Below are 12,167 nucleotides of genomic sequence, written 5' to 3'. Positions count from 1 at the left end.
CGGGTAACGTCTCTGCCGTGCACATCTTGCTCGCCACCGATGCCGACTGGATCGTCGCCGAGGTCACCGCCGCCCTCGGCGGCCCCGACACCTCGTTCACCGTTGTCCGGAGCGGCCAGCTGGTCGCCAAGGTCGCCGCCGAGCGCGAGCCCGACCTCGTCATCACCGACCTCCAGGTCGGCACGATGGGCGGCTTCGCCATCACTCTGGCGCTCCGCAACGACGAGTCGGTCGATGCACTCCCGCACCTGCCGGTCGTGATGCTGCTCGACCGCGAGGCCGACGTGTACATCGCCCAGCGCTCCGACGCCGAGGCGTGGGTCATCAAGCCGCTCGACGCCCTGCGTCTGCGCCGCGCGATGAACGCTGCCCTGGCCGGCGAGACGTACCACGAGGGCGTCCCGGTGGCGCCGGCCCCCGAGCCGGAGGCGACCGACGGCGAAGAAGATCCCGCCGCGGCCGAGGAAGAAACCGCCAACGCCGGATAGGATCGTGCACCGCCACGGGGTGTGGCGCAGCTTGGTTAGCGCGCGTCGTTCGGGACGACGAGGCCGGAGGTTCAAATCCTCTCACCCCGACCAGATAGATGACGACGGCCGGCCCACCGGGGCCGGCCTTCGTCGTTCACCGGGCCGGCAGCGAACCCAGGATCATATTGACGGTGGTCGAAGCGTTCGGGTAACGTATCGACCGACATCGAAACGATGTCGGCCGTCCGCGGCGCACCCTCTTCGCTCCCCCACCGAGGCATCGAGATGACCGACACCAGCATCGAACCGTCCGCCGACGCCCCCGCCCAGCTCTCCACCCTCGACCGATTCCTGCCGGTCTGGATCGGCGCCGCGATGCTGATCGGAATCGTGCTCGGCAAGGCGATCCCCGACCTCGACGAGACCCTCGATGCGATCAAGATCGACACCGTCTCGCTCCCGATCGCGATCGGGCTGCTGGCGATGATGTACCCGGTCCTCGCCAAGGTGAAGTACACCCGGATCGGCGAGTCGCTCGACCGCCGGTCGCTCGTCATGTCGCTCGTGTTGAACTGGCTGATCGGGCCGGCGCTCATGTTCGCACTCGCCTGGATCCTGCTCCCCGACCTGCCCGAGTACCGGACCGGGCTGATCATCGTCGGTCTCGCCCGCTGCATCGCCATGGTCCTGATCTGGAACGATCTCGCCTGCGGCAGCCGTGAACTGGCCGCCGTGCTGGTCGCGATCAACTCGTTGTTCCAGATCGTCGCCTACTCGATCCTCGGCTACTTCTACCTCGAGCTCCTCCCCGAATGGCTCGGGCTCGACTCCGACGGCATCGACGTCACGATGTGGGAGATCGCCAAGTCGGTGCTGATCTTCCTCGGGATCCCGCTGCTCGCCGGCTTCCTCACGCGCACGATCGGCGAGCGCGCCAAGGGCGTCGAGTGGTACGAGGAACGGTTCCTGCCGCGCATCGGCCCGGTCGCCCTCTACGGCCTGCTGTTCACGATCGTGATCCTCTTCGCGCTGCAGGGGGAGCAGATCACCGAGCAGCCGTGGGACGTCGCTCGCATCGCCGTGCCCCTGCTCATCTACTTCGCACTCATGTGGTTCGGGTCGTACTTCGCCGGTCTCAAGATGGGCTTCCCCTACGAGCGCAACACGTCGATCGCGTTCACGGCGGCGGGCAACAACTTCGAGCTCGCGATCGCCGTGTCGATCGGTGTGTTCGGGGTGACCTCGGGCCAGGCGCTCGCCGGCGTCGTCGGCCCGCTCATCGAGGTGCCGGTGCTCGTCGCACTCGTCTACGTCAGCCTCTGGGCCAAGCGCCGCTACTACGACACCGATGGGGTCCGACCACGTTCGTGACACGACCTCGACATCCGCGACCCTGACTCGGACCCGGTCTGACCCATCCGGTCTGACCCCATCCGTGCGGTTGGTCGGCATGATGGGGGAATGGAACGTGACGACGAGTGGAGCGACGAGACGTGGTTGGTGAGCGGCGGACGTCCGCACGCGCCCGGTGAGCCACTCAATGCGCCGATCGTGCCGGCGTCGAACTTCGAACTCGACGGCGACGTGCTCTACGCCCGCACCGACACCACGCCGACCTGGCATGCGCTCGAGACCGTCGTCGGCGGGCTCGAACAGGCCCAGTGCGTCTCGTTCGCATCGGGCATGGCGGCGGTCAGCTCGGTCTTCGCCCTGCTCCCGACCGGCGCCCACATCGCCGTCCCGTCCGACTGCTACCAGGCGACCGAAGGCATCGCCGCCGAGGGTGAGGCGCAGGGTCGCTGGACCGTCGACCGGATCGCCACCGCCGACACCGACGGCTGGCTCGCCGCACTCGCCACGGCCGATCTGGTCTGGGTCGAGTCGCCGTCGAACCCGCTCCTCGAGGTCGCCGAGCTCGCCACGATCGCAGCTGCCGACCGCAAGACCGGTTCGCTGTTCGCGGTCGACAACACCTTCGCCACGGCGCTCCTCCAGCGACCGCTCGACCTCGGCGCGGATCTGTCGGTGCAGTCGGCGACCAAGTTCATCGGTGGCCACTCCGATCTACTGAGCGGCGTCGTCACCACCCGCTCCCTCGAACTGGTCGAGCGCCTCCGGCGCAGCCGCACGCTGCACGGCGGCACGCCGGGCGCACTCGAGTCGTACCTCGCCGTTCGCGGCGCACGGACGATGGCGCTCCGCGTCCGCCACGCCCAGGACACGGCGCTCGAACTCGCCCGACGGCTCGACGACCACGATGCCGTCGCCAAGGTCCGGTATCCCGGCCTGCCGACCGACCCGAACCACGCACGGGCGAAGGAGCAGATGACCGGATTCGGGTCGATCGTCAGCTTCGAGGTGGCGAGTTTCCAGGCGGCCCACGACACGGTCCGTCGAACCCGCCTGATCCGGCACGCCACGAGCCTCGGCAGCGTCGAGTCGACGATGGAGCAGCGGGCGGCGTTGGAGGGACAGGAAGAGGTCCCTCCCGGCCTGATCCGCCTCAGTGTCGGCCTCGAACACGTCGACGACCTCTGGGCCGACCTCCAGCACGCTCTGTCCTGAGCACGAACCGACGAAGGGGGTCGGATACGTCTCGTCGGTCCCGACGAGACGTATCCGACCCCGTTCGCCGGTTGGGCGGTTGTACGGTCGCGCCATGCGCTGGGGTCGACTGTTCGTTGCCGGATCGATGCTGCTCGGGGCGATGGCGACCGGGTCGCCGAACGTCGTCGAGGCGGCCACCGTGCCCGCCGGGTTCACCGATGTCGCCGTCGGCGGGTTCGACTCACCGACGGCAGTGGAGTGGATGCCGGGCGACCGGATCGTGGTGCTCGAGAAGGCCGGCCGGGTGCGCGTCGGCCGGCCCGGATCGGCGACGTTCTCGACCGCCCTCACGCTGAGCGTCTGCACCTCCAGCGAACAGGGCCTGCTCGGCTTCACCCACGACCCGGGCTTCACGAGCAACGGAGCCGTGTACGTCTACTACAGCGCCGCCACCGCTGCGGGCTGCGTGAATCGGGTCAGTCGCTTCACCATGAGCCCGGACAGCAGCATCGACCCGGCGAGCGAGGTCGTCCTGCTCGACAAGATCTCGGCCCGGGGCGGCAACCACAACGGCGGCGACCTCGACATCGGCAGCGACGGCTACCTCTACGTCGCCGTCGGTGACGCCGGACGAGACCCGCGCGGCGACTCCGGGTCGGCCGGCAGCAACGACGCCGCCCAAGACTTGTCACTGCTGAACGGCAAGATCCTGCGGATCACGACCGACGGCTTCCCGGCGCCCGGCAACCCCTTCTCGGGCGCCGGCACCGCCCGGTGCGCCACGCGGGGCAACACCTCGCTGACACCGACCACGACCTGTCAGGAGATCTATGCGGTCGGCCTGCGTAACCCGTACCGCTTCGCGTTCGACCGCAACGACGGCAGCGGCCGCTTCTACATCAACGACGTCGGTCAAGGCACCTTGGAAGAAGTCGACGACGGCAAGCTCGGCGCGAACTACGGCTGGCCGTCGCGCGAGGGCAACTGCCCGCAGGGACAGACCGCGCCGTGCGCCGGACCGGCGGTCGGCCTGACCGACCCGATCACCGTGTACGGCCGCACGACCGGCCGGTCGATCACCGGCGGCGCGTTCGTACCCGACGGCCTGTGGCCGAGCCGGTACGACGGCACCTATCTGTTCGGCGACTACCTGTCGGGCGAGATCTGGCTGATGGAGGCGAACGGTTCGGTCGACTACGGCTCACCGTTCGTCTCGGGCGCCAACGGCATGACCGACATGACGTTCGGCTTCGACGCCGAGGGCCGTTCCGTCCTCTACTACACGACCCTCGGGTCGGTGCGGGCCGTCGTGCCACCGGCGCCGAACGACGCGTCGACCGGGCCGATGAAGATCGTGCCGACGTCGCCGGTACGCATCTACGACACCGGCAACACGGTCGGTGGTCCGGCGGGGCGGATGACGGCGATGTCGACGCGCGTCGTCGACGCCGAGCCGCCCGCCGACTACGAGGCGGCGCTGGTCAACCTCACGTTCGCGGCCACCGACGGTGCCGGTTTCCTCCGGGCGTGGCCGGCTCGCACGGCCCGTCCGGAAACGTCGTCGCTCAACGTCGACCGGTCGTTCGGGCTCGCTGCCAACGCAGCGATCGTGCCGTTGGCCGACGACGGCACCTTCGTGATCGAGACGACGGTCGGCGCTCGGGTCGTCATCGACGTGCTCGCGTGGTTCGACGAGTCGGGCCCGACCGACGACGGCCGGTTCGTCGCGCTCGAACCGACCCGGGTCGCCGACACCCGCGAAACCGCTGGGCAGCCCCTCGATTCGGGCAGCCCGAATCCGTGGACCGACACCGCGGCCGGGTGGGACGTCGACATCGCCGGACACGTCGGCATCCCCGACGACGGCACAGTCGAGGCCGTGGTGCTGTCGATGGTGGCGATCGCCGGCTCGGCCGACGGCGGCCATCTGAGCGTGTACCCGGGTGGCGGCGACGTGATCGAGACGTCGAACGTCAACGTGCGCGCCGGTGAGGTGCGAGCCAACCTGGTCGTGGTGCCGCTCGGCCCCGACGGTGGGATCACGATCGGCTCGGTGAACGTCGCGAACACGGTGATCGACGTCGCCGGCTATGTGACGTCGGACGCTGCGCCGAGCTCGGTCGAGGGCAGGTATCAGGCCGTCTCGGCCAACCGGATCGTCGACACCCGCGACTCGACTCCGTTCGGCACCATGCAGCCGGAGGCCGCGCAGGGGCTCACCGTGCCGGGCGCCGGGTCGGCGAGCGCCGTGGTGCACAACCTGACGATGGTGAACCCCGCCGAGGCGGGCCACCTGTCGGCGCACCCGACGCCGACCACGCCGGTCGTCTCGAACCTGAACGTCGACGGGGCCGGCCAGATCCGCGCGGTGCTCGCCGTGACCAAGCTCGGTGACGGCGGACGGATGAACTACACCGCGTTCCGCCGCACCGATCTCGTCGTCGACGTGCTCGGCTTCTTCACCTGATCGTCGGACCGCCGGCTCAGTCGAAGGCCCCGTTGACGTCGACGATCAGATCCGTCTCCGCCAACGAGAACACACACACCTTTCCACCGGCACCCACCCGACTCAACACCGCATTCGGCACCACCACACCAGCCGAATAATTCACATTCGACGCCGTCGGCACCGCACCACCACACGGAAACACCGTCAGATGCCCAGCCGCCGACGGACGAACCGCCGTCACGTTCAACGACACCGCCGACGCACCCACCGGCACACCACCACGACCAGCAACCACCAACTCCGTCACCGAACCAGCACCAACACGACCGATCCCCTCGAACCGACCATCCACCGTCACATTCCCCACACCCGACCGCGACTCCAACAACCGAGCCGGCGACAACGACGCGAACCCCGACTCGAAGGCCCCGTTGACGTCGACGATCAGATCCGTCTCCGCCAACGAGAACACACACACCTTTCCACCGGCACCCACCCGACTCAACACCGCATTCGGCACCACCACACCAGCCGAATAATTCACATTCGACGCCGTCGGCACCGCACCACCACACGGAAACACCGTCAGATGCCCAGCCGCCGACGGACGAACCGCCGTCACGTTCAACGACACCGCCGACGCACCCACCGGCACACCACCACGACCAGCAACCACCAACTCCGTCACCGAACCAGCACCAACACGACCGATCCCCTCGAACCGACCATCCACCGTCACATTCCCCACACCCGACCGCGACTCCAACAACCGAGCCGGCGACAACGACGCGAACCCCGACTCGAAGGCCCCGTTGACGTCGACGATCAGATCCGTCTCCGCCAACGAGAACACACACACCTTTCCACCGGCACCCACCCGACTCAACACCGCATTCGGCACCACCACACCAGCCGAATAATTCACATTCGACGCCGTCGGCACCGCACCACCACACGGAAACACCGTCAGATGCCCAGCCGCCGACGGACGAACCGCCGTCACGTTCAACGACACCGCCGACGCACCCACCGGCACACCACCACGACCAGCAACCACCAACTCCGTCACCGAACCAGCACCAACACGACCGATCCCCTCGAACCGACCATCCACCGTCACATTCCCCACACCCGACCGCGACTCCAACAACCGAGCCGGCGACAACGGGGTGAAGCCGGGGACCTCGGGCTGCTCGGGGGCGGTCGGAACGACGGCGTTCGACGCCGCCGACGACGGCGAGACGGAGCGCCCGTTGTCGGCGCGGACGGTGAAGGTGTACGACGTCCCTCCGGTCAGGCCGCTGACCGTGCACACCGTCGACGACGTCGTGCACGTCGCTCCACCCGGTGATGCGGTCACCGTGTACGACACGATCGGCTGCCCACCGTCGTCGACCGGCGCCGTCCACGACACCGTCGCAGCGCGTTGGCCGGCGACCGCCGAGACCGAACGAGGCGCGCTCGGCACGCCGGCGCCGACGTCGATCCGGAACGGTTCGTAGCCGAAGTCACCGGTGCTCTTCCTGTAGTACGCATGGTTCCCGGCGATGCGCAGCTCGGCGATCTCGTTGGAGTAGTTGAAGTCCTCGCTGACATCGACGACGTACGTGCCCCCGACGGAACCGTCGGTCCGGATCAGACGGCTCCGGTAGTGGTCGCCGTCGTCCACGGTCACGAAGTAGACGGAGTCGGCATGGAGGAGGTACTCGCGCTCTTCGATGTACGCGTCGGCGTCGACGCTGAACACGACCGTCGACGACACACCGGCGACCCGGATCAGCGCGGAGATGTGTCGGTCACCGTCGAGTGCCACCGGTACCACGGTTCCGCCGGCGACGGGCTCGGCCAGCGACAGCCGGGCCGAATCGACCGGCACGTCGCCGAGATCGACGACCGCGAAGTCCGGCATCGGTTCGTCGCTGGCGAGCAACCTCGACGGCGTTGCGTCGTCGAAGCTCTGCCACAGCAGCAGCTCGTTCCCGGCGCCGAGCGCATCGATCTCTGCGTCGGTGCCACCCGGTACCGGCACCTCGATCAGGTCGCCCGCAACGTTGGCGGTCCGCCACAAGCGACCGTCTGCGAGGAAGAACACGAAGTCGCCGTATTCGACGAAGTCGGAGGGGTTCGACGACGACGCTCCGGCTGCGAGATCCGCCAGCCGACGGGTACCCGCTCGCGTGCCGTCGCTGACATACGGCTCGTCGCCGTGCTCGGGTGTCCGACCCCCGAAGACGAGGCCGTAGCGAGTGGTCGTCCACCTTCCGACCTGTCCCGAGAACACACGTCGCAGGTCGCCAGGCGTTCCACCGGTGACCCACACGCCCGCGTCCGGGACGATCAGGAACGCAAGGCCTCGGGCCACGACGATCTCTTCGATATCGGCGTGAGCCGCGCCTGGTCCGATGTTGCCGATGAGAACGGTCCCCGATGCGGTGCCGTCCGTCACCCAGGGCTCCGAACCGTTGATGTCGTCGTAGGACCGGAACACGACCCGATCCCCGAGCGAGACGGCGTGATCGTAGGCCTGATCACCGGTGCCCTCGATTCGTTCCGGGGCGGACGCATGCGTGGGAGCGGTCCAGATGAAGGACGAAGACCCATCATCGGCCTCGAAGACGACACCGTTGCCGAGGCGAGCGAAGCCGCGCGGGTTGGAGCTTTCCGTCGCAGTGACGACATCGCCCATCGGCCCCGTCGAGGTTTTCGTGCTACGGGTGATCCATGGCTCGAGCCCGCGTTCGACGTCTGTGCCGGCGAAGGCCCAGGTCTTCGACGCCACCAGCGTGATGCCGAACGGGCTCGCCCCACCGCTCGAGATCGTCTCGGTACCGTCCGCCGTGCCGTCGGTCCGCCAGAGCTCGCGCACACCGTCGTCGGTCGTGGCCGTGAACACGGCGATCCCCGAATCGGGGTCGGCAACGAACTCGGAGGGATGGGAACTCGCGGGGCCGGGCAGCAGATCGGCGATCTGGGAGGTCCCCTCGCTCGTGCCGGTCGAACGCCACGGCTCGTTGCCGTCGCCGTCGTCGAGCGTGAAGACGAGCTGCGAGCCGAGCGACGTGAGGTGAGCGATGAAGGCGTTCTCGATCAAGGTGGTCGGTGATCCGGTCGGTTCGTCGAACACGAGCAGGTCGCTGGCCGGGGAGTCGAACGTCCGCACGAAGAGCCGGTCCCCGGCCGATGCGATCTCCATCACCCGGTCGGCGAGCCCCATGTCGACCGGCGCGAGCACCGTCGCATCGGCACCCGTGAGTCGCCAGAGTCGCTCGTCCGCGGCGACGAAGAAGGAGTCGTCCAGCACGGCGTGTCGCTCCGGCCAGCTGTCGGCCGATCCAGGCACCAGGTCGAATTCGGTCACGCCGTACTTGGTGTCGTATCGGATCAGTTCGACGCCGCGCGACGCTGTCCGGGCACGCAGATAGAGGGCCTCCAGGCCGTCCCCGACATCCAGAACGGCGAGCGGCACCGGGCTGCTCAGCGCCGATCCCGGATTCAGGTCCGCAGCCAACTCGAACGTCGAACCGTCGGTGCGCCAGAGCTCCTCTCCCGTCGCCGCCTCGTATGCGGCGAAGTAGAGATCTCCGTCGTACTCCATGAAGTTGCGCGGGTCCGAACCGCTCGCACCCGGTCCGACGTCACCGACCAACTCGGTACCCGCTCGCGTGCCATCGGTTCGCCACAGCTCGTTGCCGTGAACCCCGTCGTCGGCGCTGAAGTACACGAAGCCCTCGAACTCCGTGAGGTCACGCGGGGTCGACCCGATTCGCCCAGGTCGGATGTCCCGCACCAGCGTCACCTCGCCGGTCGAGATGTCGTGCGACCACAACTCTGCGCCGTGCGCCTCCGTGCGCGCCATGAAGACGACCCGGTCGCCGAGGCCGACGAAGTGCTCGGGCCTGCTCCCGACGCCGCTCTGGTCGAGATCGCCGACGAGTTGGGGCACCGCCGATTCGTCGAGCGCTGCTGCCCGACCCGGGATCGGGCCGGCGACTCCGAGGAGCGCCACGAGGAGTCCGGCGACGACTGCCCCGACGCCACGTCGAATGCATGACCCCCGGTGCGGGTGAAGATGAGAGATTCGATCGAAGTTCGTCACCCTCGTACGGTGCGCATCCGCTCTTCCGAAACCCTTTCGGAGCGGGATCGACCGTCGGGCACCGCAGTACCCTGGCCACATGACGGTGTTGCGTGTCGCGCTCGCTCAGCTCAACCCGACGGTCGGTGATCTCGACGGCAACCTGAAGAAGCTGATGGAGGCCTACGACCAGGCGGACGAGGCCGGGTGTGACCTCGTCGCCTCCCCCGAGCTGTCGATCACCGGGTACCCGCCCGAAGACCTCGTGCTGAAGCCGGGCTTCGTGGCCGACAACCGGGCGGCGCTCGAGTCGTTCGCCGCCCACACGAAGGAGTGCACGGCGATCGTCGGCTTCGTCGACAGCGACCGCGATCTCTACAACGCCATCGCCGTGTGCGTTCGAGGGGAGATCGTCGGCACGTACCGCAAGCGGATGCTGCCGAACTATTCGGTCTTCGACGAGCAGCGCTACTTCACCCCCGGCACCGAGAACGATCCACTGGAGTTGTACGAGATCGGCGGGGTCAAGGTCGGCGTCACCGTGTGTGAGGACATCTGGTCGCCGTTCGGGCCACTCGCCACGCAGGCCGCCGGCGGCGCCGAGCTGAGCGTCAACATCAACGGCTCGCCCTACCACTGGGAGAAGGACACCGGCCGCGAGCGGATGGTGGCGACACGGGCCCAGGACGCGCACACCCCGATCGTCTACGTGAACCAGGTCGGGGGGCAGGACGAGTTGGTGTTCGACGGTGGCTCGTTCGTCGTCGACGGTGAGGGTCAGTTGATCGCCCGTGCGCCACAGTTCGTCGAGGACGTGATGATCGTCGACGTCTCGATCCCACCCGTCTACCGGTCTCGGCTGCTCGACCCGCGTGGCAAGGCGACCGACACCCCCCTTCCCGTTGTTCACGTGTCTGCGGAGCCGCGTACGCGCGACCTCGTCGTCGAATCGCCGATCGCCGACGAACTCGACCCGCATCGCGAGCTGTACGACGCGCTCGTGCTCGGCACGCGCGACTACCTCCGCAAGAACGGCTTCACCGACGTCGTGATCGGCCTCTCGGGCGGCATCGACTCGACGATCGTGGCGTGCGTCGCCGCCGACGCACTCGGCCCCGAACACGTCCACGGCGTGTCGATGCCGTCGCGCTACTCGTCCGATCACTCCAAGAGCGACGCCGAACTGCTCGCCGAGAACCTCGGCATCGACTACCGGACGATCTCGATCGAGCCGGCGTTCCAGGCGTACCTCGACATGCTCGCCCCGTCGTTCGAAGGCCGCGAACCGGGCCTCACCTACGAGAACATCCAGTCGCGCTGTCGCGGGCAGATCCTGATGGCACTGTCGAACGAGATGGGTTGGATGGTGCTCACGACCGGCAACAAGAGCGAGCTCGCCGTCGGCTACTTCACGATCTACGGCGACTCGGTGGGCGGCTACGCCGTCATCAAGGACGTCCTCAAGCTCGACGTGTACGAGTTGTGTCGCTACGTGAACCGTGCGGCTGGCCGAGACGTGATCCCGCCCGACGTCATCACCAAACCGCCGTCGGCCGAACTACGACCCGACCAGCGCGACGACCAGTCACTGCCCCCGTACGAGGTGCTCGACCCGATCCTCGAGCTGTACGTCGAACACGACCGAACTGCCCAGGAGATCATCGAGCTCGGTCACGACGAAGCGCTCGTGCGCCGAATCACGCGGCTGGTCGACATCGCCGAGTACAAGCGACGCCAGTCGCCCCCAGGCGTGCGCGTGAGCCCGAAGGCGTTCGGCAAGGACCGCCGCATGCCCATCACGCACGGCTACCGCGGCTGAACCAATCGATCCCGCCGAGCCCCGGCCGACGTCCATGTCGCGCTCAGTTCCCTCTACGGAACTGAGCGCGACGTCAACGAGAAAATTGTTCCCGCAGGCGACATCCGGATCGGGACTCGCACCGAAGACTCGATGACCGGTGAGATCCGCCGGTCTCCTCCACATCGGGACAGCACGAAGGGACGGCCCTCAAGCCGTCCCTTCGTCGTGCGCCAGATGCGACGGTGCGTCGTCAGGCGGCGCGGTCGCGCAGCTCCTTGACCTCGTCGTGGACGAGCTCGACCTGGGTGGCCTGGCGCTCGACCACGGTGCGGAGATGGGCGGAGATGTCGGCCTTCAGCGCGTCGCGGTACTCGGCCTTGGCGTGATCATCGCCCTGCTCGGCGGCGTCGAGCACGCCTTGCGGGTCGTTGCCGGAGACGGCGTCCTTGATCGACATCCAGCCACGGTGCAACGCACCCAACAACGAGCTGTCCTCGTCGATCTGATCGCCGTACTGGGCCGCGAGGTCACGCAGCTCCTGGGCGAACGACGCCCGCTGGTCGGCGTAGCCGCGGAACTGCTGGGCGATGTCGGTGCGTCCGTCGGTTTCGAGCTTGTCGGCGGCCTTGCCGAACCCGACCTTGCCGTCCTCGAGGGTCTCGATGAGGTCCTTGGTGACCTTCTCGTCGGTGCTTGCCATGGATGGCTCCTTTCGATCTGACACCGGCGGCGGCATTGCCGTCCGGATGCAGGAGCCGTACCCGACGCGGCACGGGTGGAACCGGCGCTCGGCCGATTCCACCCGTTCGAGTGACGACGTGGGCC

The 12,167-nt window shown here is 67.9% G+C and carries 7 protein-coding genes and 1 tRNA gene; 6 read left to right on the top strand and 2 right to left on the bottom strand.

The genetic code is table 11. The annotated features are described in order from the left end of the window. Window positions 1-17: 17 nt before the first annotated feature. From BDK89_RS03390 to BDK89_RS03370, 5 genes are all read left to right on the top strand, one after another. A complete protein-coding gene (locus BDK89_RS03390; protein ID WP_166657351.1) occupies window positions 18-488 on the top strand; it encodes a response regulator in 471 nt (156 codons plus the stop codon). A 15-nt stretch (window positions 489-503) separates the two neighbouring features. After that, window positions 504-581, top strand: a tRNA-Pro gene (locus BDK89_RS03385). A 174-nt stretch (window positions 582-755) separates the two neighbouring features. After that, window positions 756-1,841 carry an ACR3 family arsenite efflux transporter gene (arsB, locus tag BDK89_RS03380; protein WP_133867613.1) on the top strand — a complete coding sequence of 362 codons (1,086 nt, stop codon included), beginning with the start codon at window positions 756-758 and terminating at the stop codon, window positions 1,839-1,841. A gap of 90 nt (window positions 1,842-1,931) precedes the next feature. Then, window positions 1,932-3,035: a trans-sulfuration enzyme family protein gene (locus BDK89_RS03375; RefSeq protein ID WP_133867612.1), complete on the top strand. Its 1,104-nt coding sequence runs from the start codon at window positions 1,932-1,934 to the stop codon at window positions 3,033-3,035. A 94-nt stretch (window positions 3,036-3,129) separates the two neighbouring features. Then, window positions 3,130-5,484 carry a PQQ-dependent sugar dehydrogenase gene (locus BDK89_RS03370; protein WP_133867611.1) on the top strand — a complete coding sequence of 785 codons (2,355 nt, stop codon included), beginning with the start codon at window positions 3,130-3,132 and terminating at the stop codon, window positions 5,482-5,484. A 16-nt stretch (window positions 5,485-5,500) separates the two neighbouring features. Here the strand turns inward: BDK89_RS03370 and BDK89_RS03365 are convergent, their stop codons facing one another. Then, entirely contained in the window at window positions 5,501-9,472 is a 3,972-nt protein-coding gene (locus tag BDK89_RS03365) for an ELWxxDGT repeat protein (protein WP_166657350.1), read from the bottom strand. 169 nt (window positions 9,473-9,641) lie between these two features. On the opposite strand from BDK89_RS03365, the gene BDK89_RS03360 reads away from it, so the two are divergent. Continuing rightward, the gene (locus BDK89_RS03360) at window positions 9,642-11,360 is read left to right on the top strand and encodes an NAD+ synthase (protein ID WP_133867609.1); all 1,719 of its coding nucleotides are present in this window, start codon (window positions 9,642-9,644) and stop codon (window positions 11,358-11,360) included. Window positions 11,361-11,592: 232 nt separating this feature from the next. Here BDK89_RS03360 and BDK89_RS03355 read toward each other — a convergent pair whose 3' ends face one another. Next, window positions 11,593-12,042, bottom strand: a complete 450-nt coding sequence (locus tag BDK89_RS03355) for a ferritin-like domain-containing protein (protein WP_133867608.1) — start codon at window positions 12,040-12,042, stop codon at window positions 11,593-11,595. Window positions 12,043-12,167 lie beyond the last annotated feature (125 nt).

This window comes from Ilumatobacter fluminis (genome assembly GCF_004364865.1).
GTDB classification, from domain to species: domain Bacteria; phylum Actinomycetota; class Acidimicrobiia; order Acidimicrobiales; family Ilumatobacteraceae; genus Ilumatobacter; species Ilumatobacter fluminis.
Note: the sequence above shows the minus strand (reverse complement) of the source record. Positions and strands in the feature narration are given on the sequence as shown.

What these genes read in the sequence shown, in the direction of transcription:
- arsB (WP_133867613.1), top strand. Translation starts at nt 756, where the DNA reads ATGACCGACACCAGCATCGAACCGTCCGCCGACGCCCCCGCCCAGCTC.
- BDK89_RS03375 (WP_133867612.1), top strand. Translation starts at nt 1,932, where the DNA reads ATGGAACGTGACGACGAGTGGAGCGACGAGACGTGGTTGGTGAGCGGC.
- BDK89_RS03370 (WP_133867611.1), top strand. Translation starts at nt 3,130, where the DNA reads ATGCGCTGGGGTCGACTGTTCGTTGCCGGATCGATGCTGCTCGGGGCG.
- BDK89_RS03360 (WP_133867609.1), top strand. Translation starts at nt 9,642, where the DNA reads ATGACGGTGTTGCGTGTCGCGCTCGCTCAGCTCAACCCGACGGTCGGT.
- BDK89_RS03355 (WP_133867608.1), bottom strand. Translation starts at nt 12,042, where the DNA reads ATGGCAAGCACCGACGAGAAGGTCACCAAGGACCTCATCGAGACCCTC.